The sequence below is a fragment of the Bordetella tumulicola genome (genome assembly GCF_965138755.1).
Classification (GTDB): Bacteria; Pseudomonadota; Gammaproteobacteria; order Burkholderiales; family Burkholderiaceae_B; genus Bordetella_A; species Bordetella_A tumulicola.
Genome location: NZ_CBCSFP010000003.1, coordinates 342,136 through 363,583, shown reverse-complemented (window position 1 = coordinate 363,583; position 21,448 = coordinate 342,136). Strand labels below are relative to the sequence as shown.

General features: G+C 60.9%; 24 protein-coding genes. 11 read left to right on the top strand and 13 right to left on the bottom strand.

All coding sequences use genetic code 11. From position 1 onward, the window contains the following. Positions 1 to 10: 10 nt before the first annotated feature. Positions 11 to 1,180: a UbiH/UbiF/VisC/COQ6 family ubiquinone biosynthesis hydroxylase gene (locus ACNAZS_RS12015; RefSeq protein WP_415789438.1), complete on the bottom strand. Its 1,170-nt coding sequence runs from the start codon at positions 1,178 to 1,180 to the stop codon at positions 11 to 13. Positions 1,181 to 1,215: 35 nt separating this feature from the next. Here ACNAZS_RS12015 and ACNAZS_RS12010 point away from each other — a divergent pair, with 35 nt between their 5' ends. Continuing rightward, complete coding sequence (locus ACNAZS_RS12010; protein ID WP_415789436.1) at positions 1,216 to 1,668, top strand: TM2 domain-containing protein; 453 nt, start codon at positions 1,216 to 1,218, stop codon at positions 1,666 to 1,668. Between the two features lie 89 nt (positions 1,669 to 1,757). Here ACNAZS_RS12010 and ACNAZS_RS12005 read toward each other — a convergent pair whose 3' ends face one another. After that, on the bottom strand, positions 1,758 to 3,098 hold the full coding sequence (locus tag ACNAZS_RS12005; RefSeq protein WP_415789433.1) for an aminopeptidase P N-terminal domain-containing protein: 1,341 nt from the start codon (positions 3,096 to 3,098) through the stop codon (positions 1,758 to 1,760). Positions 3,099 to 3,606: 508 nt separating this feature from the next. Here ACNAZS_RS12005 and ACNAZS_RS12000 point away from each other — a divergent pair. Both ACNAZS_RS12000 and ACNAZS_RS11995 read left to right on the top strand, forming a co-directional pair. Further along, on the top strand, positions 3,607 to 3,951 hold the full coding sequence (locus ACNAZS_RS12000; protein ID WP_415789431.1) for a hypothetical protein: 345 nt from the start codon (positions 3,607 to 3,609) through the stop codon (positions 3,949 to 3,951). Then, positions 3,951 to 4,838, top strand: a complete 888-nt coding sequence (locus tag ACNAZS_RS11995) for a cytochrome c oxidase assembly protein (RefSeq protein ID WP_415789653.1) — start codon at positions 3,951 to 3,953, stop codon at positions 4,836 to 4,838. Before ACNAZS_RS12000 ends, ACNAZS_RS11995 begins: the two co-directional genes overlap by 1 nt. 58 nt (positions 4,839 to 4,896) lie before the next feature. Here the strand turns inward: ACNAZS_RS11995 and galU are convergent, their stop codons facing one another. After that, positions 4,897 to 5,751: a UTP--glucose-1-phosphate uridylyltransferase GalU gene (gene galU, locus ACNAZS_RS11990; protein ID WP_415789429.1), complete on the bottom strand. Its 855-nt coding sequence runs from the start codon at positions 5,749 to 5,751 to the stop codon at positions 4,897 to 4,899. A gap of 89 nt (positions 5,752 to 5,840) precedes the next feature. Here galU and ACNAZS_RS11985 point away from each other — a divergent pair, with 89 nt between their 5' ends. After that, positions 5,841 to 7,355: a M48 family metalloprotease gene (locus ACNAZS_RS11985; protein ID WP_415789427.1), complete on the top strand. Its 1,515-nt coding sequence runs from the start codon at positions 5,841 to 5,843 to the stop codon at positions 7,353 to 7,355. Positions 7,356 to 7,413: 58 nt separating this feature from the next. On the opposite strand, the gene ACNAZS_RS11980 is transcribed toward ACNAZS_RS11985, so the two are convergent. Genes ACNAZS_RS11980 through ACNAZS_RS11970 form a run of 3 tightly spaced genes read right to left on the bottom strand, consistent with a single transcriptional unit; the run spans position 7,414 to position 9,198 of the window. Next, positions 7,414 to 8,514 carry a YheT family hydrolase gene (locus tag ACNAZS_RS11980; protein WP_415789425.1) on the bottom strand — a complete coding sequence of 367 codons (1,101 nt, stop codon included), beginning with the start codon at positions 8,512 to 8,514 and terminating at the stop codon, positions 7,414 to 7,416. 14 nt (positions 8,515 to 8,528) lie between these two features. Continuing rightward, positions 8,529 to 8,951, bottom strand: coding sequence for a YybH family protein (locus ACNAZS_RS11975; RefSeq protein ID WP_415789423.1), 423 nt, complete (start codon positions 8,949 to 8,951; stop codon positions 8,529 to 8,531). A 34-nt stretch (positions 8,952 to 8,985) separates the two neighbouring features. Continuing rightward, positions 8,986 to 9,198, bottom strand: a complete 213-nt coding sequence (locus ACNAZS_RS11970; RefSeq protein WP_230662228.1) for a zinc-finger domain-containing protein — start codon at positions 9,196 to 9,198, stop codon at positions 8,986 to 8,988. 379 nt (positions 9,199 to 9,577) lie between these two features. On the opposite strand from ACNAZS_RS11970, the gene ACNAZS_RS11965 reads away from it, so the two are divergent. The 3 genes from ACNAZS_RS11965 (at position 9,578) to ACNAZS_RS11955 (ending at position 12,146) form a co-directional block, all read left to right on the top strand. Next, entirely contained in the window at positions 9,578 to 10,249 is a 672-nt protein-coding gene (locus ACNAZS_RS11965) for an AzlC family ABC transporter permease (RefSeq protein WP_415789651.1), read from the top strand. Continuing rightward, positions 10,246 to 10,581, top strand: a complete 336-nt coding sequence (locus ACNAZS_RS11960; RefSeq protein ID WP_415789421.1) for an AzlD domain-containing protein — start codon at positions 10,246 to 10,248, stop codon at positions 10,579 to 10,581. Before ACNAZS_RS11965 ends, ACNAZS_RS11960 begins: the two co-directional genes overlap by 4 nt. 149 nt (positions 10,582 to 10,730) lie before the next feature. Continuing rightward, positions 10,731 to 12,146 (top strand): DEAD/DEAH box helicase, encoded by a 1,416-nt coding sequence (locus ACNAZS_RS11955; protein WP_415789419.1) that lies wholly within the window; start codon positions 10,731 to 10,733, stop codon positions 12,144 to 12,146. A 6-nt stretch (positions 12,147 to 12,152) separates the two neighbouring features. Here the strand turns inward: ACNAZS_RS11955 and ACNAZS_RS11950 are convergent, their stop codons facing one another. Further along, positions 12,153 to 12,545, bottom strand: a complete 393-nt coding sequence (locus ACNAZS_RS11950; protein WP_415789417.1) for a thioredoxin family protein — start codon at positions 12,543 to 12,545, stop codon at positions 12,153 to 12,155. Positions 12,546 to 12,609: 64 nt separating this feature from the next. Here ACNAZS_RS11950 and ACNAZS_RS11945 point away from each other — a divergent pair, with 64 nt between their 5' ends. From ACNAZS_RS11945 to ACNAZS_RS11935, 3 genes are all read left to right on the top strand, one after another. Further along, positions 12,610 to 13,401 (top strand): EI24 domain-containing protein, encoded by a 792-nt coding sequence (locus ACNAZS_RS11945; protein WP_415789415.1) that lies wholly within the window; start codon positions 12,610 to 12,612, stop codon positions 13,399 to 13,401. Between the two features lie 16 nt (positions 13,402 to 13,417). Next, complete coding sequence (locus ACNAZS_RS11940) at positions 13,418 to 14,215, top strand: competence/damage-inducible protein A (RefSeq protein WP_415789413.1); 798 nt, start codon at positions 13,418 to 13,420, stop codon at positions 14,213 to 14,215. 131 nt (positions 14,216 to 14,346) lie between these two features. Next, positions 14,347 to 15,219, top strand: coding sequence for an IclR family transcriptional regulator (locus tag ACNAZS_RS11935; RefSeq protein WP_415789411.1), 873 nt, complete (start codon positions 14,347 to 14,349; stop codon positions 15,217 to 15,219). Positions 15,220 to 15,378: 159 nt separating this feature from the next. On the opposite strand, the gene ACNAZS_RS11930 is transcribed toward ACNAZS_RS11935, so the two are convergent. Beyond that, a complete protein-coding gene (locus ACNAZS_RS11930) occupies positions 15,379 to 16,356 on the bottom strand; it encodes a tripartite tricarboxylate transporter substrate binding protein BugD (protein ID WP_415789409.1) in 978 nt (325 codons plus the stop codon). A 374-nt stretch (positions 16,357 to 16,730) separates the two neighbouring features. Between ACNAZS_RS11930 and phaP the strand changes: the two genes are divergently transcribed. Continuing rightward, a complete protein-coding gene (gene phaP / locus ACNAZS_RS11925; protein ID WP_415789407.1) occupies positions 16,731 to 17,300 on the top strand; it encodes a TIGR01841 family phasin in 570 nt (189 codons plus the stop codon). A 166-nt stretch (positions 17,301 to 17,466) separates the two neighbouring features. Here the strand turns inward: phaP and ACNAZS_RS11920 are convergent, their stop codons facing one another. The 5 genes from ACNAZS_RS11920 to ACNAZS_RS11900 form a co-directional block, all read right to left on the bottom strand. Continuing rightward, entirely contained in the window at positions 17,467 to 18,510 is a 1,044-nt protein-coding gene (locus ACNAZS_RS11920) for a quinone-dependent dihydroorotate dehydrogenase (RefSeq protein ID WP_415789405.1), read from the bottom strand. 42 nt (positions 18,511 to 18,552) lie between these two features. Beyond that, positions 18,553 to 19,287, bottom strand: coding sequence for an arginyltransferase (locus ACNAZS_RS11915; protein ID WP_415789403.1), 735 nt, complete (start codon positions 19,285 to 19,287; stop codon positions 18,553 to 18,555). 73 nt (positions 19,288 to 19,360) lie between these two features. Beyond that, positions 19,361 to 20,113 (bottom strand): leucyl/phenylalanyl-tRNA--protein transferase, encoded by a 753-nt coding sequence (aat, locus tag ACNAZS_RS11910; RefSeq protein WP_415789401.1) that lies wholly within the window; start codon positions 20,111 to 20,113, stop codon positions 19,361 to 19,363. A 73-nt stretch (positions 20,114 to 20,186) separates the two neighbouring features. Continuing rightward, positions 20,187 to 20,768, bottom strand: coding sequence for an NUDIX hydrolase (locus ACNAZS_RS11905; protein WP_415789399.1), 582 nt, complete (start codon positions 20,766 to 20,768; stop codon positions 20,187 to 20,189). Positions 20,769 to 20,822: 54 nt separating this feature from the next. Beyond that, a complete protein-coding gene (locus ACNAZS_RS11900) occupies positions 20,823 to 21,428 on the bottom strand; it encodes a DUF2946 family protein (RefSeq protein WP_415789397.1) in 606 nt (201 codons plus the stop codon). Between the last annotated feature and the right edge of the window lie 20 nt (positions 21,429 to 21,448).

Here is a 21,448-nt window from a genome sequence, read left to right as displayed (position 1 = left end):
NGGTTTTGGGTCAGGCGCGAAATCCTTGCAATAAATGACGCGCGAGAGGAGCCCGTAGCGGCGCGGCCAGATCGAGCGCCAGCAAACCGGCTCCGCAGGCATGCTCCAACGGCGCCAGGCGCGTCGCAAAGGCGCGCGGCATCAGATCGGTCAAGCCTGCTGTGATCCATCGATCAGCACGGCGCGCACTGACAAACTCAGCGAGTCTCGCGCCGGGATTGTCAGCGGGGCACGATAACCATTCCGTGAGGGTATGCGCCAGACGTGCGGCGTCGCGCAGGCCCAGGTTCAGTCCTTGACCCGCGACCGGGTGCAACGTTTGCGCGGCGTTGCCGATGGCGACCAGGCGTCCCTGGACGAGGGTGCGTCGTGCGCTGAGCGCCAGCGGAAATACATGGCGCGGGGCCTGGCTGGACAAGCGGCCGAGCCGCGTGCCGAAGGCTTCGCTCAGCGCTGCGGAGAAAGCGCCGTTCTCCATTTGAGCCAGTTGGGCCGCGCGCCCGGGAGCGCTGCACCACACCACCGAATACGCCCGGGCGTCCAGGGGGTGCGGAAGCAAGGCCAGCGGCCCTTCACGGGTGAAGCGTTCCCACGCCCAGGCCGCCCGGGGGAGTGTCGCTACCGCGCTGGTCACGATGGCATGCTGATCGTATTCGCGACGGATGTCGGCGCCACCACTGCCGTCCGACAACACGGCGATGCCGCAGCGTAGCTCGGTGTCACCCTGGCGCACCCGAATGCCCAGGCTATCCTGGTCTTGCGCCTGCGCGGGGGGGCCATACAGGATCGTGACACCGCTGGCTGCGACGCATGCCTGCAGCGTGGCATGCAGTTCCGCATACGACACAACGCTGCCCAGGCGCGGGACCTGAAAATCGTCACTGTGGATGATGGTGCTGCCCAGGCGCCCGCGCTGCGAGACATGAACGTGGCGGATATCCGCCGCGCGACCGGACCAGGCCTGTAGCGACTCCAGCAATACGCGGCTGCCATGGTTCATTGCCAGCACGCGCGGATCGGCTGCCGGGGACGACGCAAGCAGGGCAGGGGTGGCCGGCGGAGATCCGGCGAGCAAGACAATGCGTTCTGGTTGTGCCGTCTGGCGAGCCAATAGCAGCGCAAGCACATGCCCGACCGGGCCAGCGCCCAAAATCGCGATATCGTAAGCAGACTGAGTCATGTCGGAATTTTACCGTCTGCCTCTACAATCCCATTATGTCGTCTTCCCAACTCATCGCTTCCGCTCCCACTATTCGCCCGCGCAACAAGATTGTGCTGGGGTTGCTGGCCTGTTTTTTAGGATGGCTGGGAGCGCATTGGTGGTATTTGGGGCGACGCTATGCCTGGGTAGTCACGCTGGCTTCAGTCGTCTGCTTGCTGGTGGCCTTGCGGTTTCCCGTGTGGTACGACAATCCGGCGTTTTTTCTGGTATTCATCCCGATGATCGATGGGTTCATCGAGGGAGTGGTGTTCAGCCTGATGCCAGACGAAAAATTCGACCGCTTGTATCACCCCGAGCAGGGGCGCGTGACGCACACCGGCTGGGGCCCGGTACTGGTGGCGATCATCGGTGGCCTGGTCGGCTCGACCGCCGGCATTTTTGCGATTGCGATGGTGGTGGTCTACACCTGGACAGCCTTGGGCTGGCTGGACGGATATGTGTTGTAGCGCTTGAACTGGCTCATCTTGCGCAGAATGCGGAGATAGTCGACCACGGGGCGTTTACGGCTTTGCGTTTAAACGGGATGTCAATGCGCTCATTCCCGCATCAGCGCCTCGATTTCTTTGGCATCCACCGGCACGCCCCGGGTGATGAGCTCACAGCCCTCCGCCGTGACCAGTGCGTCGTCTTCGATGCGGATGCCAATATTCCAGAATGACTCCGGCACATCGTCGGCCGCGCGTACGTAGATGCCGGGTTCGATCGTGAGCATCATGCCGGCCTCCAGCGTGCGCCAGGGGCGTTCCGCGTCCGAGGGCGCGCCTTGCCGGTAGTCTCCCACATCATGTACGTCCAGGCCCAGCCAATGACCGGTGCGATGCATATAAAACTGTGTGTGCGCGCCCGAATCGAGAACGCCGTCCAGCGAGCCTTGCAGCAATCCCTCGTCCAGCATGCCTTGTGCCAGGACACGCACGGCCGCTTCGTGGCTGTCGTTCCAGCACCGTCCAGGCGCGGTGGCCTGGACGGCGGCTTGCTGCGCGGCCACGGTCAGGTCGTAGAGGGCACGTTGCGGACCGGTAAAGCGACCGTTGGCAGGAAACGTGCGGGTGATGTCGGACGCGTAGCTGTCATATTCGCAGCCGGCGTCAATCAGGACGAGATCGCCGTCGCGCAGCACCGTATCGCCCGCTGCATAATGCAGCACGCAGGCATTGGCGCCCGCGGCCACGATGCTGGGGTAGGCGGGCGCCTGCGCGCCATGGCGCCGAAACTCATACAGCAGCTCGGCCTCCAATTGATACTCATGCAACCCGGGTCGGGCGGCTCGCATCGCGCGGGCATGGGCGCCGGCCGAAATCCGGGCGGCTTGACGCATCGTCGCAATCTCGCTGGCGTCTTTGATGACGCGCATTTCGGCCAGCACGGGGCGCAGATCCTGAATGTGCGCGGGTGGCTGGCGTCGGCCACGGCCTTGCTGCTCGGCTTGTGCCAGCCAGCGGCGCAGTTTGCGTTGAGCTGAGCCCGCGGCGGCAAAGGGACGATAGAGCACGGACTGATCCAGCAATAGCGCGGGCAGCAGCGTGTCCAATTGATCGATGGCGTAGGCCTCGTCGAAGGCATAGCGTGCGATCGCCTCATCGGGTCCGCATCGAAAACCTTCCCAGATTTCGTGTTCAGGATTCTTGGCCCGGCAAAACAGAATCGCCCGGTCGGTGGTACCCGCTACCAGCACTAGCCATGCCTCGGGCTCGATAAAGCCCGTCAGATAATAAAAGTCACTATCGTGGCGATACGGGTACTCGGCATCGTGGTTGCGCTCGGCCTGCGGCGCCGTTGATAGCACCGCGATGCCACCGCCTGCGGCGTGCATTTGCGCCAGCAACCGCCGGCGGCGATCAACAAACGGAGTGATGTCAGTGCAGGGCAGGCTCATGGCAGATTGGGCGGACCCGAGAGCCCGTCGTCAAAAGATGCGAACACCATACTGTATTTCACGCAGACCCCGTGGTGGAGGTATGTATAGTCTTTGCTTGTGCGTGGCGGTATTTCTTGCGCTGAGTCTGTTGCATCGCTGCACAATGCTTGCAAATGGCAAGAGTCCGTCGCGGGAAAACCCTTGCTCGGGATGGCAAGTTCGCGTAGCATTGAATTGTTTACATCATACGGAGCCTTCTGTGAATACCGATTCCGGCGACAGTAGTCGACCTTACGTCGACGTCGCTGCCTGACAGGAACTCCGCAGAATCTCCTTCTGCCGCATCCTGCCAGTGCAGGGTGCGGTGCGTGACACACGTCCTGTGTTGTCATTTCCCACCAAACCGCCAGAACCGCCGCTATTTCAACGCAGCCCGCGTTAACGCGTACCTATCGTGCGCCTTGCGTGTCGCTGCGTGGTGACGTGCGTATTCGCTGAATGCTTTTTGCTTTGTCAGGAGGCTGCTATGCGTTTATTTGATCTGTTCATGCGCCGCGCTGGCGTGGACCGCGCCAGCTCGCTCAATCGCCGCCACGGCATGTCGCGCTTGACCATCGTGTGTCCGCGCGATGCCCTGGGTGCCGTACGCAAGCAAGTTTGTTCGGATTTTGGTGCAGCGGGGCTTAATGTCGCGCAATTCCAGATAGACACTAATCGTGACGCCGACTTTGCGTCGGCATGCATTACCGTCAATTGTCCACCCGAGCTGCGGCCCGAACTGATGTCGCAGGCGCGTCGCCTGCAGGCGAACCCCTCCGTTCGCCATGTGCATTTCGGTACATCGGGTCACATCGCTAGCGCCGCTGCCTGATTTCGGGCATGGACTATCTGGGCTGGCTCGTTCCCTGGGAGTTTTCCCCCTCGCTGGTCGCCGCATTCGTGGCGGCCAGCGTGTTGTTTATTCGCGGTCAGCGCGTGCATCGCGTCACCAAAGCACGCCAGTTTCTGTTCTGGACCGGTATGGCGCTGCTGTATCTCTCGCTCCATACCCGGGTCGACTACTACGCCGAGCGCATGTTTTTCATACATCGCATCCAGCACTTGGTCCTGCACCATCTGGGGCCGTTGCTCGTGATGGCGGCGTTTCCGGGATCCGTTATGCGCGCGGCCCTGCCGATGGCCTGGCGAGTCCGTTTACGGGATTTTTTGCGCACCGGCGCTGGCCGGGCCTTGGTGGGCGTACTCACCCACAAATATCTCGTTCCCGCGCTGTTCGTCTTTCTCGTTCTGGTCTGGCTCATTCCGTCGGTACAGTTTTATTCCATGCTGGATTGGCGCTTGTACCGGTTGATGAATTGGTCCGTCGTGATCAGCGGCTTCATGTACTGGAACTTGATCCTGGATCGACGTCCCAGTCCGCCGGCCGCCATGAGCCCGGGCGGGCGCGTCCTTTCCCCCGTGCTGACCATGGCCCCGCAGATGGTGGCCGGCGCGGTCATCGCCTTTACCGAATCCGATATCTATCCCTTGTTTGACCTGTGTGGCCGGGCGATTGCCATGTCGGCGCAGACCGACCAGACCATTGGTGGCCTTACCATGTGGATCCCGGCAGCGATGATCGAGGTTTTTGGGTTGATGGTGGCACTGGGCACGTTGATGCGCCTATCCGCCAAAGGCCGTTTACGCCCCGAAGACCGCCAGGCAATCGATCGTGCGCGTCGTCAGATCAACGCGGACAAGACCGCGATCGGTTCCTGAGGGGCCGTAGCGGGCTGATTCGGCGTGCACCCCGGGGTTGTTCCCCTTGCGCGCCGCGTCAACCCCCGGTGTCTGGCTCGGGGATGAGCCCGTGATACTTGCGCCCCAGCGCGACCGTTGCCTGAAACATGCCGGCCTTGCTGCCGCAGTCGTATCGCTGCCCTTCATAGCGGTGGGCCAGAACCGTTCGTTGACTCAACATCGAGGCAATGCCATCGGTCAGTTGAATTTCATTGCCGGTGCCGAACAGCGTGGCGCGCAGGTGGTCAAAAATCTCTGCCTCAAGCACATAACGTCCCACGACGGCTAGCGTAGATGGCGCTTCTTCGGGCGAGGGTTTTTCAATAATATGCGTGATGCGAGCCGTACGATTACTCAGCGGTCGCGTGGCGACGATACCGTACCTGCTGACTTCCTGGCGGGGAACATCCTGTACGCCCACCACGCTCGCGTCTTGTGCGTAAGCGGTATCGATCAACTGCTTCAGGACCGGCGTCTCGGCATCAATGAGATCGTCGGCCAGCAGCACGGCAAAGGGCTCATTACCGACAGCCGGCGCGGCGGTCAGCACCGCGTGACCCAGACCCAGTGGTGCCGATTGACGGATATACAGGCAATTGACGTGGGCCGGCAAAATATTGCGCACCATTGCCAGCAGCTCGGTTTTGCCCTTGCACGCCAGATCGGCTTCCAGCTCGGGCGACGAGTCGAAATGATCTTCGATCGTACGCTTGTTGCGGCCCGTGATAAAAATCAAGTCGGTAATGCCAGCCGCGATGGCTTCTTCGACCGCATACTGAATCAACGGTTTGTCGACGACCTGCAACATTTCTTTGGGCATCGCCTTAGTGGCCGGCAGAAATCGCGTACCCATTCCCGCGACAGGAAATACGGCTTTGCGTATTGGGCGCATAAGAAGAGGATCCCTATAGAAAATTAAGCGAACCATCAAAAATTAAACGAACCACCAAAACTTTTGCTGGTGATCGCTATCATATTGCCATGAACTGCTGCTATTCGATAATCAGGATCACTATTCTGAAGCGTTGCCTGGCCGCCACCCTGAGTCTGAGCCTGGTCGCGCCCTTCGCGCCCGCCATGGCTCAGCCTACGGGGTTGCCGTCTATGGGGGCGGCGTCGTCGGCCGATTTGTCGCCTGCACTAGAGCGTCAACTGGGCGAGGCCATCATGGCCCAGGGCCGGCGTGATCCGACCTTTATCAACGACCCCGAGCTGACGCAATACTTGACTACGATGGGGCGCAAACTAGCGTCTTACGCGCCGGGTGCCGTGCCCGAAGTCGAAATGTTCGGGGTGCGAGACCCTCAGATCAACGCGTTCGCGATGCCGGGCGGATTTATCGGCGTCAATTCCGGCTTGATCGTCCAGTCGACCAGCGAGTCCGAGCTGGCATCGGTGGTGGCTCACGAAATTGGCCACGTCGCCCAGCGGCATATTGCCCGTGGCATGACACAGCAAAACCAGACGGGCGTGATCATGATGGCCAGTCTGGCAGCGGCCCTGTTGACGGCCCTGGCCGGCGGGGGAGGCAACCTGGCGATGGGGGTGGCGGCGTTTGGGCAGGCCGCCGCCATTAATCAGCAACTCGGTTTTTCACGCGATGCGGAACGAGAGGCCGATCGCGCTGGCTTTGTCATGCTGACCAAGGCGGGCTATGACCCCGAGGGCATGGTGCGCATGTTCTCCCGGCTGATGGGGGCATCGCGCCTGAACGAGGGCATGGGCGGCGGCGCGTGGGCGAGTACCCATCCCTTGTCGATTGAGCGGATGTCGGACGTTCAGAACCGTGCCCGCAATTTGCCCTCTGAGCGTTATCGGGACAGTGACGATTATTGGTACATTCGCGCGAAAATGCGGGTGATTCAGGGTCGTGATTCGGTCAGTTTGCGTACGGCCAACCAGCAACTGAAAGACGAGGCCCACCGGTTGACCGGCGTGCAACAGTCGGCGGCCAATTACGGCTTGGCCCTGCAAGCGTTTCAGCGAAATAACCTGAGCGAGGCCCAGCAGTTTCTGAACCAGGCGCAAGCGGGGGGGCGTAGTTCGCCCCAATTGGCGCGCTTGGACATCGACCTGGCCGCGGCGCGTAAAGACAATGCGCAGGCGCTGCAATTGGCGGCCGCAGCCGTCAAGCGCTGGCCGCAACAGCGTGCGCTGGGTATCGCATACGCCCAGGCGTTGCAGGGTGTGGAGCGCCATGCCGATGCACAGGCGTATCTGCGCGGGCGCATCAAGCAGTGGGGCGAGGACGAACCCGGGCTGTACCAGATGCTGGCGCAAAGCGAAGAGCGTAACGGCCAGCCGGTGCAAGCGCGTCGTGATATGGCCCGTTATTACGTGCTGACGGGGGCCTACGCCGCGGCCGAGTCCCAGCTACAGCAGGCCCGCAACATGTCGAAGGATTTTTACGAGCAATCGCAAATCGACGTGCAGATCCGGGAAGTCGCGGCCCGGCTGGCCGAGGAACGCGAATTACTGGAACGATTCAAGAGCTGACCGCTGCACGCCAAGCCTCGGCTTTCAGACCAGACCGGGATACTGCGGGCGACGTGAATTAGCGGCCTGTCTCGAAAAAGCGTCCCAGACGTTGCGGCAACCATCCGAGATGGGCTGGAAAGCTGCCAGTCGGAAAACCGGCGTGACCGCCTTCGGCCGGCTGGTGCAGCAGCACGTGCGCGGAGCATTCGCGTGGCATCGGCAGGGCGCTTTCAGGCAAGAACGGATCGTTGCGCGCGTTCAACACCAGCGTGGGTACCTCGATGCTGGTCAGCCATGGCTTGCTGGACGCTCTTGTCCAGTAATCGAGGGCATTACGAAAACCGTGCATAGGGGCGGTGTAGGCATCGTCAAAATCGCGCAGGTCGCGCGCATGCGCGATGCGCATGACATCGATGGCACCCGGAAAGCGCCGGGCTTTTTCCAGGACCTTGTGCTTCATGGTCTTGAGAAAATGCGCGCTGTACACGCGGCGATTCAATAGACCGCGAGACAGAGTATTGCCGCCCGCGACCAGATCCATCGGGACGGATACGCCGGCACAAGCCGCCAGCCACGAGACGGCATCGCCTTGTTCGCCCAGAAATTTCAGCAAGGCATTGCCGCCCAGCGAGACCCCGACGGCGTGCCAGCGCGCATGGGGAATGCGGGCCCGGACGGTCTCGAGCATGAAACCGACCTCGGCGGAGTCGCCGGAGTAGTACGCGCGGGCCAGGCGATTGGGTGTGCCGGAGCAGCCCCGAAAATGGGCGACCGCGACGATCCAGCCTCGTGCCCGGAAATAATGGGCGATCGACTGCGCGTAGCGGCTGGTACTGCCGCCCTCTAGGCCGTGGAACAACAATAACGCGGGCGTATCGGGCGTCTGTGGCAGGGACGGCCAGTCCGCATCCGTGATCCACCGCGCGGCCGCAGTCTTGCCGGACACCACGGGTGTCGTGTTATCGATCGGTTGGCCGTCGGCGCTTTTATGAGGAAACAGCCCTGGGCCCGTCCAGTCAATATCGATGAAATCGGTATCGGGCGTGTCCACACGCTGGCGCACGAAAGCCACGCCGTGATGCTGCGCAAAAAAGGCGCCATAAATCGTCTGGCTATGACGATCAGGCAGCCACGCGGGGACCGGGCAGGGCGAGGTGTCGAGTCGGGCGATAGGCACGCGAACTACCCGCCTCAGTGCAGTCGATCGGGTACATCGTGCAGATCCAGCACCCCGGCGTCGGCGGGCGCTGGCGAGGCATGGTGTACGACCATGCGCCACCCAGTTGGGCCCTTGTGATAGATGTTGGTGGCGTAGCAATGGGCATACTGTGTGCCGCTACGCGTGCGCACCAACACTTGTTCGACCAGCGTGTGTATCGAGCACATCATGCTTTGCATGATCTGGGGGCGCAGGGGACGGATATGCAATGGTCCGCCTGCCAACGTTTGTTGCCAGGATTCTTGTACCGCCGTATGGCCGACAGCCCGCAGCCCGCCAGGATGAATACAGATGATTTCCTCGTCATCGGCCCAGATTTGCATGAGGCGGACGGTGTCAGCCTGCTCGAGCGCATCGTAGAACGCTTGTTCGGCTTCTTCTGGCGTGGCAAACATGTGGGCGGTAGCAGGTGACAAGTGGGTGAGAAGGTCAGTGGCCGCGAACGACCGTGCCGGGCTTGAGTCGGTATTCGGCGCCACAGTACGCGCAGCGGGCGGAACCCGTGTGGGCAACGTCGAGAAATACGCGGGGGTGCATGCTCCAGAGGGGCGCCTTGGGGCCCGGGCAATACACGGGCAGGTCTTCGGCTCCGACTTCGATGGTTTCGTGTGCGGGCGCGGCGGCAGGGGCGGCAGCGGTCATGATATTTCCTGAAAAAGACAAATGAAGAAGCAAACAGGGCCAAGCGTCAGAACGTATGCGGTGATAGCACACCACGAAGCATACTTGCCGTCGTACCAGATGAAAGCGTCGCGATTCGCCACATGGTATTCCCCTTTCAAGTGGCGCCTATTGTATCAAGCAGTAGGGGTACAATGCGGCCTTTGAGCGCTAAGCGCTCTGCGATCTCTCTAACTGGGTGCCGTGCCATACCGGCTGGCGTGCGTGAGTTTGTCTTTGAAGCGTTCCATGCCGTTCAGTTCCATTCGTTTTGGGGCACGTAGTGTCCGTTGACTTCCTTTTGCCCTCGGACGATCCCCGCCTTGTCCGCCAGGAACGCGTCGCTGCCTTTCGCCAGGGCATACACGCCATATTGCCGGCGTTGATCGCCACGGGCACGTGGGGGCTGGTGACAGGCGTGGCCATGGTCAAATCCGGTCTGACCGAGTCCATGGCGCTGGCCATGACATTGCTGCTTTATGCCGGGTCGGCGCAGTTGACCTCTTTGCCATTGATCGCGGCTGGCGCGCCCCTATGGCTGGTGTTCATGGCCGGCTGCGTAGTCAATCTGCGCTTTCTCATCTTTGGCGCCGCGCTGCACCCTTATTTTCGTCACCTGTCGTGGCCTCGTCGGTTGGGCCTGGGGTATTTCACGACAGACATGGGTTTTGTCCTGTTTATGCCGCGCTTTGGCGATGCGGCCGAGCGCGGTACGCGTGAACAGCTATGGTTTTTCCTGGGGACGATTGTGCCCGGGTGGCTGGTTTGGCAATCGTCGTCGATCATCGGCATTTACCTGGGGGGCATGGTGCCCTCGGATTGGTCGCTGGATTTCGCCGCGGTGTTGGCATTACTGGCGATTACGGTGCCGTTGGCCAACTCCAAACCCATGCTGATTTCCATGTTGGCGGCCGGCTTGGTGGCCTGGGTGGGGCAGTTGTTGCCCCTGCGCCTGGGGCTCGCGGCGGCCGTGATCACGGGTATCGTGGCGGGCATCGTCGCGGAACGCTATTTCCACAAAGGTCGGGCATGACCTTCTGGCCCTCCGAAATCTACGTCTATTCGGCTATTTTGCTGCTGGCCCTGTGCAGCGTGCTGACGCGGGCGGGTTTTATGTTGTTTGGCGACTACATTCCATTGCCCGACGGGGTGCGGCGCGCCCTGCGTTATGCGCCGGCCGCCGCCCTGACTGCCATCGTCGTGCCCGATTTGCTGCCTTGGAAAGCCGGTGCTGGCCCGGCGTTTGACTACCGGCTGGTAGCGGCAACGGTGGGCATCGTCGTATTCTTGCGTAGCCGCAGCGCGGTGCTGGTGATTGTGGCGGGCATGGTCACGCTGTGGGGCTTGCGCTGGCTCGCTGGCTGAGGGTTTTTGCGGCATGGATGCGGGCAATATCCCGGATTGACTTCTGGTAGTATGGCTGGTTGCGCTAAAATAAAGTTATCCACAGCAATCCGGGCTTAGCAGCACTCTCGTTTTGTTCTTTTTCGTTGCCCCGGCTTCTGCCCATCCTGATGACTGAACCTACTAATTCCGCAGCGCCTACTTCTGACATTCCTACCCCGACCTTTACCGAGTTCGGGTTGCACCCCCAACTGCTTCAGTCAGTTGTCGATACGGGGTATACCACGCCCACCCCCATCCAGGCCCAGGCACTACCTGCGGTGATGGCCGGGCGCGATGTCATGGGCGCAGCGCAAACCGGTACAGGTAAAACGGCGGCCTTTACGCTGCCGATTTTGCATCGCCTGATGCCGCAGGCCAACACCAGTGCCTCGCCGGCGCGGCACCCCGTACGTGCGCTGATCCTGGCGCCCACACGTGAATTGGCCGATCAGGTATACGAGAGCGTCAAACGCTATAGCAAGCACACGCCGCTGCGCTCTGCGGTGGTGTATGGCGGCGTCGATATCGGTCCTCAAAAAGAAGCGCTGCGCCGTGGTTGCGAGGTGCTGGTCGCGACGCCTGGGCGTTTGCTGGATCACATCGAACAAAAAACGCTCAACCTGGGCCAGGTTGGCATTTTGGTGCTGGACGAGGCCGACCGCATGCTGGATATGGGCTTCCTGCCCGATCTGGACCGCATCGTTCGCTTGCTGCCCGCGCAGCGCCAGGGCCTGCTGTTTTCGGCCACCTTCAGCAACGAAATCCGCAAGCTGGGCCGCACGTACCTGAATCAGCCTGTCGAGATTGAAGTCGCGGGGCGCAATGCCACGGCCGACACGGTCACGCAAATTGCCTACCAGATGCCCAGCGACGCCAAACGGGCCGCCGTCGTGCATTTAGTGAAATCGCGTGGGCTCAAACAGGTCATCGTGTTCTCGAACACCAAAATCGGCACCGCCCGCCTCGCTCGCGAATTAGAGCGTGATGGCGTGCGGGCCGAGTCCATCCATGGCGATAAAAGCCAAGCCGACCGCATGAAGGCCCTCGAGGCCTTCAAGGCGGGTGAACTCGAAGTCCTGGTGGCGACCGATGTGGCCGCGCGTGGCCTGGATGTCGCTGGCGTGCCTTGCGTCATTAACTACGACTTGCCGCATAACGCGGAAGACTACGTGCACCGCATTGGCCGCACGGGCCGTGCAGGGGCATCCGGCGAAGCCATTGCCTTGTTCACGGCCGACGAAACCCGCTATCTGCAAGACATCGAAAAGCTGACCAAATTGCCGGTGCCGCGCGGCACGCTCGACGTTCCCCAGGAGTTGGTCGCACGCAGTCACACCCGCGAGCCTCGCGAGACCCGTGGACGCGATCGCCGCAGTGGAGGCTACACGCAGGCAGCGTCACGTCAGCCGGTCGACGACTTTTTCGACAAGCCCTACGTACCCTCCGCGTCGGCGGCCAGCCAGGCCGAGTCCCGATCCGAATCCGCGACGCCCAAGCGTCAGTTGGCGGTACTTCTGGGCGGCAGCCGCAAGCCCGCTGCTTGATCAGGCTTAGGCCGTTCCTCGCAACAAACCCGTCACATCAGGGAGTTGCGTGGCGACTTCAGCGCTATCTGGCGCCAGGCTAGCCAATAGGCGTTCCAGGTGCCCGATGTGCGGCAGCATCGGTCCGTAAAACAGGATGCGCGAGCCGTGTTGCACCAGCAACGTCGGAAAATTCTCGACATCTTCGTCCCCGAGTAGATCGGGATGATCCTCGATATCAATCCATGCATAGACCCGATCCGGCTGGCTATCGGCCAACGCGGCGAGTTTTGGGCGATATTGTGTGCAAGTGTCACACCACGCGGCGCAAAAGCACGCAATGAACCAACGGTCATCGCTGCCAGAGAGCAGGGCGGTGCGCAGGGCGGACGTGTCGGGGCCGGGGACGAGCAAAGGCATGTCAATGAAATCGCAGCGTATTTGAGACTATGATACCCGCCATGTTCATCAACCGCTTTGCGATATGACTTCTCCCCGCCCCGAGTATTCCGTCCGTACCGTTGCCGTTGGGACGGCAGGCGTTGCGCAGGCGTTCAAACGCGCCTTGGTATCACAATGTCATCCCAACATGCTGTTGGCGATATTGCTGCCTTTTGTCATTGCGCTGTTGGGCGCGTTGCTGCTGCTGTGGCTGTTCTGGACACCGTTGACCGGATGGCTGAACATGCAGGCATCGGAATGGGAGTTTGTGAACGACGCCGACGCCTGGATGCTAGGCGTTGGATTGTTCTCGCTCAAGCTGTACTTGGTCCCCATCGTCGCCGTCATCATTTTGCTGCCGCTTTCCGGCATTTTGGGATTGGCGATCGCCGCGATTTTTGTGATGCCGCTGGTATTGCGCCACGTCAGTGCGCGGGAATACGTCTCGGTGGATCGTCAAGGGCGTAATGCCACGGCCTATAGCGTCTGGAACGCCATCTGGGTCAGTTGTGTGTTTGCCGCGGGGTGGCTGCTGACGCTGCCTTTGTGGCTGGTTCCGCCCGTGGGGATCCTGTTGTCGATCTTCTGGTGGGCATTTGCTTTCTCGCGCATGATGCGGGTCGACGCGATCGTAGAGCACGCCAGTCCCCAAGAACGCGCCATTTTGCTTAAACGCCACAATACCGGGTTTTGGGTGATCGGCCTTGTCTGCGCGTTACTGAACTTGCTGCCGCCGGCCTGGATCATCCTGCCGGTGTACGCTGGTCTGGTAAATGCCCACTATGGGCTGGAAGCCCTGCGACGTTTGCGCGAAGAACGTGTCATCGAAGCCTGATCCGGTGGATATCATTATGGCGAACTCTCTCCCTACCCCCCGTCGTATCCGCCTGATCATTGTGGGCGACGAGATTCTGTCCGGACGCCGTCAGGACAAGCATTTTCCCAAGGTCGTCGAGTTATTGGCGGCTCGTGGCCTGCAATTGTTCGGGGTCGAGATACTGCCCGACGACCGCGAGGCGCTGACCGCCGCCTTGCGCCGCAGTTTTGCCTCGGGCGATATCGTGTTGTCGTGTGGCGGTATCGGTGCCACGCCCGACGACCACACGCGCCAGGCGGCGGCCGCGGCACTGGATCTGCCGTTGCAGTTACACCCCCAAGCAAGAGAAGCGATTGCCCAGCGGGTGGCCGAGATGGTGAGGGAGGGAAAAGCCCCGGCCGATCTGGACGCCGCAGAAAACCAGCAGCGCATGCAAATGGGCGTGTTTCCCGAGGGCTGCGAGATCGTGCCCAATCCTTATAACCGGATTCCCGGATTTTTCATTCGCGACCATACTTTCTTGCCGGGTTTTCCCGTTATGGCATGGCCGATGCTGGAATGGACCCTGGATACGCGCTATCACGCACTGCACCATGCGCAGGCGCATGCGGAGCATTCATTCCTGGTCTATGGACTGCCCGAATCCCGGGTCGCACCCGTCATGCATGCGGTACAAGCGCGTTGGGCCGGCGTGAACGCATTCAGCCTACCCAGCATGGGCGAGACCCCGCGTATAGAGCTCGGCGTGAAAGGGGACCCGGACGACGCCGTAGCGGCGCTGGCCTACCTGCGGGAAGAGGTTTTGCGCTTGGGCGGACGCCTGTCGCCCTAACGAAAGGTTGCCAAAACGCCGTCAAAATTTCACAATACGGGAAATAAGTTGATGTTGCACAGCGGCATAAGCGTGAATTCCGCGTGCCGCGGCCTCCTGATTTGCCCCATCTATTCATTGTGATTCCTGCCATGTCTGTTATTGCGCCTAGTCCGGACAACGAGCGAACCTCGGGCCACTCTCCCATCGCCATCCAGGTTATCGAGCGTGCCATGCGTCTGCTGGATGCGTTGGCTGCGCATCCCGACCCGGTGACGCTGAAAGCGTTGTCAGCGACGACGGGGCTGCATGCGTCCACAGCCCACCGTATCCTGAATGACCTGGTCGTGGGCCGCTATGTCGAGCGTGTCGACAACGGCCTGTACCAACTGGGTATGCGTTTGCTGGAGTTGGGTTCATTGGTGAAAGGGCGTTTGAATGTCCGTGAGGCCGCCATATCGGAGATGCGCTCGCTACACAAACTCACGGGCCAGACGATTAACCTGTCGGTCCAGCAAGGCGACGAAATTGTCTATATCGATCGTGCCTGGAGCGAGCGTTCCGGGATGCAAGTGGTTCGCGCCATCGGCGGGCGGGCACCGCTGCATCTCACATCTACCGGCAAGCTTTTCCTGTCGACCATCGATAGCAGGCAAGTCCGCGCGTATGCGCTACGCACCGGCCTGGCGGGCCACACCCGCAACAGCCTGACCGATATTGACCGACTGGAACGCGAGTTGTCTCTGGTACGCCGTCACGGCTATGCCCGCGACAACGAAGAGCTTGAGCTCGGCGTGCGATGTATCGCCGCCGGTATTTTTGACGATACCGGCAAGCTGGTGGCAGGGCTGTCTATTTCGGCGCCGGCCGAACGTTTGCAAGACGAGTGGATTCAGGTGCTGGTCGATTCGGCCAGGACGATCTCCGAAGCCCTGGGGTTCGAATCCATCACGAGCCCGAATGGCAGTGGCGTCGGCGGCGCGTTAGGCAAGAGCCTGACGCCAACAAACGTGGCGCGCGCCTAAAAAAAGAAAAGAGGAGAGGGGGGAAGGGCCCCCACGCTGCGCCTTTGGCTTGCGACAAGGCAAAAAAATCCCTGCAAAGGCAGCGTGGCGCTTTGCAGGGATCGATACTGGTGAGGCATCAGGCCAATGCCGAGGGGCATCGGCCTGGCGTCCTCTGGTTTACTGCGCCGAGATGCCCGCGTTCTTGAACAGCTTGGCCCATTGCGGCACTTGCTGGTTCACCTTGGCATCGAGGGCTTGGGGATTGGCGTCGTTTGTCAGGACTTCGGCGCCCAGGCCAGCCATGCGTTCCTGGAACTTCGGATCAGCCAAGCCTGCTTGCAGGGCCTTGACCAGTTTGTCCACGACGGGTTGGGGCGTGTTTTTTGGAACCCACATGCCGTGCCAGATACCGACCTGAAAGCCCTTATAGCCCGATTCGTCCATGGTGGGCAGATCGGGCAGCGTCGGGACGCGCTTCAGGCTGGTCACGGCATAGGCCTTGACCTTTTTGGCTTTGATGTACTGGGTGGTGTTGGTGGTCTGGTCGCACAGCATGTCGACCTGCTTGCCCAGCAAATCGTTCATGGCCGGGGCGGTGCCCTTGTAGGGAACGGTCAGCAAGTCCACGCCAAGCGCATCGACCAACATGGTGCCGCACAGGTGGCTGGCTGCGCCGATCCCGGCATTGGCGAGCGAGATCTTGTCCTTGTTGGCTTTGACGTACTCAACCATCTCTTTGATATTGTTGGGCGGGAAGTCCTCGCGGGCGATAACCGTCATGGGGACGTCGACGACCAAGCCGACAGGCGCGAAGCTCTTGTCGACGTCGTAGCCCGGGTTTTTATACAGCGAGGCCGCGGTTGTGAAGCCCAGGTGCATGAGCAATACGGTATAGCCATCGGCATCGGCACGCCCGACGAACGAGGTACCGATCGTGCCACCTGCACCGGTCTTGTTTTCGACGACGACGCTTTGACCCAGGGTCGGTCGCATGGCTTCGGCGAGCGAACGGGCGACGTTGTCCGTGGGGCCGCCAGCGGCGAAAGGCACGACCATCGTGACAGGGCGCTCGGGGTACTCTGCTTGGGCCGCGCCCGCTGCAAAGAGGGCGCTCGCGGCTAGCAGCACGGAAAGCGTACGGGGAATCAATCTCATGAAGTCTCCTGGGCCGCAGGATATGCGGCAATTTTCAATAGCGTAGCGTGATGAGTCTTTTTCGAATGTCATCAGCCGGTCTTGAGTGTAGAAAACAATATAGCGGACGTCACCGGGGGGTTTCCCCTGAGACGAACGCGCCTCTATATGTTTGCACGAAGTTGGTGCCGTATGTTTGCACAAAGTTGGCGCAAAAAGTTGTTGCAATGCATCAAAATTGCTTGACAGCGGATTTTAAGGACGTAGAATGGCATTTGTGCAGTGCAACAAACGCGCCGGCCTTAGCTTCATATAGTGGTTCCGAGCTCGTTTTCCTATTCGTCGCAACCTATCGCTATTGCCGGCCACCGCGGCCTTATTTTCCGGAGACCACCATGACTGCTATCCCCCAACAAATTCTAGACCGTCAAGTATCCGCTCTGAACGCGCTGACCGCGACGCAGACCACGCTGTTTGCCGGCTTTGAAAAACTGGTTGATCTGAACCTCAAGGTCGTCAAGGCCACGCTCGACGAGGTCGCCCAGACTTCGCAGCAGGCCCTCAGCGTCAAAGATCCCCAAGAAGCCACCGCTTTCGCCACGTCGCTGGTCCAACCCGGCGCTGAAAAGGCCCTGGCTTATGGCAAGCATGTGTACGACATCGTTGCTGGCGTCCAGGGCGAGCTGGCCAAGTTGGCCGAAACCCAAATCGCCGCTGGTCAGCAACAAGTCGCTGATGCTGTCGAGCAACTCGCCAAAAACGCGCCCACGGGCTCGGAAAGCGCAGTTGCCCTGCTGAAGTCCTCGCTGGCGACCGCCAACGGTGCCTATGATTCGTTGACCAAGGCTGCCAAGCAAGCTGCTGAAGTCGCCGAGTCCAACATGAACGCCGCTACCAACGCCACGTTCAAGGCTGCTTCCGACGCCACCCAGGCCGCTAGCAAAACGGCTCGCCGCAGCGCATAATGTGTAATCGGTGCCGAGAGGTTGTCGGCACGCAGCTTGTGTAGTACTGTTGAGTGACAGAGCAGAGCTGGAATTAGGCCACCCTTCGGGGTGGCTTTTTTTATGGGGGTGGCTTTTTTTATGGTCGGGCCGCGGCGGCCATCGCTACCGCGCCATTGCCACTGTTTCAGCGGGTTTTGATCGCCTGTACACACTCGCTCACCAGGGCCGGGCCGCGGTAGATCAAACCGGTGTATAGCTGCACGGCGTTGGCGCCCGCCGCCATTTTCTCCCTGGCTTGTTGGCCCGACACAATACCGCCGACACCGATGATGGCGGCTTCCGGACCCATGCGTTGGCGCAGACGGGCGATCACGGCCAGCGATAGCTCATGAACCGGTGCTCCCGACAAGCCGCCAGCCTCGTTGGCATGGTCGAGTCCCGTTACCGCGTCGCGGGACAGGGTGGTGTTGGTGGCGATAACGCCATCGATGCCAAAACGGGGAAGAATGTCGGCAATGGCGTCGATCTGGGCTTCGGACAGGTCCGGAGCAATCTTGACTGCCAGAGGGACGTGCCGTTGATGTTGATCGGCCAGTTCCGCGCGTTTGTCGCGCAGTCGGGCCAGCAGGGCGCTCAATTCGTCTTCGCCTTGTAGCGCGCGTAAATTCTGCGTGTTGGGTGACGAAATGTTCACTGTGACATAGTCAGCATGCGGATAAACGCCTTCCAGGCCCAGCACATAGTCGTCCGCCGCGCGCTCAATCGGGGTATCGGCATTTTTGCCGATATTCAGTCCCAGGATACCGCCCTGATCACGCCATTGACTGCGGCGGACATTGGCGATGAACGCCGTCAATCCCTGGTTGTTAAAGCCCAGGCGATTGATCAATGCCTGCGCCTGCGGCAGACGGAACATGCGGGGTTTGGGGTTGCCCGGCTGGGCCCGGGGCGTCACCGTGCCGACTTCGACGAAGCCGAATCCCAAATTACCCAGCGCATCGATATAGGCGCCGTTCTTGTCCAGCCCGGCCGCCAACCCTACCGGGTTGCGCAGCGTCAGCCCCATCAGGGGGCACGGCGCCTGCGGCTGGGCGTGCAGCAGCTTGCGCGTGATGCCGCACGCGTAGGCGCGTTGCAGGTTGGCCAGCGTGACTTCGTGGGCAGTTTCCGCGTCCATGGCAAACAACGCCGGACGCGCCAGGGGATAGGCTTGGAAGAGGATCGACATGGGGGGCAATTGTAGCGAGTTTGCCCGGCCCGACAGACAAAATCAGGCCAGATCGGGGGGGGCGGGTTGCCAGTCGCCGTCCAAATGCATCTGCAGGGGGCGAAAGCCGGATTTATAGGCCATTTTCCGGCTTTCGTGGATCCAGTATCCCAGATAGAGCCAGGGCAGGTTCAGTGAGCGGCACTGCTCAATCTGCCACAGTACGTTATAGGTACCCAGGCTGCCGCGCAGACTCGGATCGTAAAAGGTATAGACCGAAGACAAACCATCATCGAGTACATCAATGATCGACACCATCACCAAGCAATTATCGGCATCGCGAAACTCGACGAGGCGCGTATTGACCCGGCTGGTCAGCAGAAACTGTGCATATTGCGTTCGGCTATCGTCATCCATGCCGCCACCGGGATGTCGACCCTGCTGGTAGCGGGTGTATAGATCATAGTGTTCGGATGACCAGGCGAGCTCCGCGACAAACGCCTGCAGACCCTGGTGGGAGCGCCACGCACGGCGTTGGCTGCGGCTAGGTACGAAATGCGCGGTATCGACCCGTACGGGCACGCACGCCCGGCAGTTGTCGCAATGCGGACGGTAGGTAAACAGGCCGCTGCGCCGAAAACCTTGTTCTACCAACTGTGAATACGTGCCCGCGTTGATCAAATGCCCGGGCGCAGCGACCTGTGAGCGCGCTTGGCGATCGGGCAGGTAACTACACGGATACGGTGCAGTGGAATAGAACTGCAGCGTGGCAAACGGAAGTTCTTTAAGCTGACTCATCGGCGGGTCGCACCAGCATCGGGCTCGTGCATTCAGGTAAACATCTTAACGCGATGACGGCCTATGACAAGCGTCAGTGTTGCTCGATCAGGTCATGCAGGCTGCCCCGGCTATCCAGCCAGCCTGTTCGCCAGTCCGGCGTTGGCCGGGTCACGGCCTGTCGTACGTGCTCGACAAACTCGGCGCGTGTAACGGGCCCCGCGCCCAGGCTGGCCAGGTGGCGGGTCTGTTGCTGGCAGTCAATCCACTGCACGCCAAAGCGGCGCAAGAACGTCACCAGATACGCCAGCGCGATTTTCGAGGCATCGGGGGCGCGCATAAACATCGATTCGCCAAAAAACATGCCCCCCAGGCTGATGCCATACAGCCCGCCGACTAGTGCCCCGTCGATCCAGGTTTCCACGCTGTGTGCATCGCCCGCCAAGTGCCAGGCCAGGTAGGCCTGCTGCATCTCGCCGGTAATCCAGGTGCCCGCCTGGCCATCGCGTGGCGCCGCGCAGTAGCCCATGACGGTCTCGAATGCCGTATCCACACGAACCTGGATGCGTGGCGTGGGACTGGATTCGTCTCGTGCGATCTGGCGCAACCGCTTGCCTAGCGAACGCGAGACCGCAAAATCGCGGCAGGCCAATACCATGCGTGGATCTGGGCTCCACCACAAAATAGGCTCGCCGCAGCTATACCAAGGGAAAATTCCGTTTGCATAGGCCAGCCGTAATCGCGCTAGCGACAAGTCCGCGCCGAGCGCCAGCAGCCCTGCGGGCTCGGACAGCGCGTCTTCGACCGGAGGAAAAGGGGTGTCGGGTTCAAGCCAGGCTAACTTCACTGTTCTGCGGTGTTAATCAGACGGAGAATCAATACAAAGGATACCGCCACCCGTCGCTGCGGCCCTTGGGCCGCTAGCGATGCCAGTCCAGCGTGTAATGATGGCAGCCAAAGCTGCCGCGCCGACGGTCCTCCAGGTACTGTTTCAAGGTCGTGCTGACCGTGCGGAATGAAAGTTCATCCCAGGGAATATCCGCCTCGTCGTAATAGCGCGCCTCCAGGCTTTCAGGGCCTGGGTCGAGCTCAGGGCCCGACGCCTGGGCCAGATAGAACAGGTGCACCTGGTCGACCTGGGGTACGTCGATCACGGTAAATAAGGCCCCTAGCGCGATACGAGCGCCGGATTCCTCCAGCGTTTCGCGGGTGGCTCCCTGCGCCGTGCTTTCACCCAACTCCATAAAGCCCGCGGGCAAGGTCCACGTGTTGTACCGCGGTTCGATCGCGCGCCGGCACAGCAAAATGCGGTCCTCCCAAACGGGCACCGTTCCCACGACCATCCGGGGGTTTTGATAATGAATGGCCCCACACTGATCACAGATATCACGTTCTCGATTGTCGTCATCGGGCACGCGCCGATGCGTCGGTGCACCACATTGGCTGCAAAAGCGTGCCAGGCGCGGCGCGGGAAAATAGGTGGGGGGCGATCGGTCAGTCATGTCGTCGATTCTAACGGCAGTCGGGGCTGCTGTTGTGTTCGCCTTATTATCCTTTCATTCGGGTACCGGATTCGCTATAAAATCGAGTTGCTGTTTGATGTCCTTCGCGGTGGCGCCATTGTGCAACGGCACCGTCCCGGGATAGGCTGCGTGATTGACTTGCCATATGGCATCCGGCGGGGAGTTCTCGTCGCCAAGCGCCTCCAGCAAGGCCGTTTCGCCCGGCATGACGCGTAGCTGATCAAGAATGCTCGCCAGGTCACGTCCGTCAATTAATCCACCACCGACGTCGGTCTGAGCATAGAGCCGTCCCGTGTCATCCAGCCACCATCCGGCGATGGTCTTGACGGCCACATCGGTGTGCGTGATCAGACCTTGGCCCGTATCGGCGCGTCGCAAAACATACGGAGCCGCATCCAGGCGCACATAGACCCGTTGCGGACCGTTCTGGAAATACCAGCGGCCTAGCTCGTCCGCGACGTAATTGCGACCAATAAACGCCAGAATCTGCGGGTTCGTAATCGGGTCACCTCTGCCGCCCGCCGTTGCATCACCCTGCTCGTGAATGTGCCACCGGCCGCGTTCGTCCAGGGATAGCCAGCCGTAGACCGCAGGAACATTCGGCCACTTGGCGAGCGCTTGTTTAACGGATAAGTCCATGGAGAGGGTCATCAATGCAG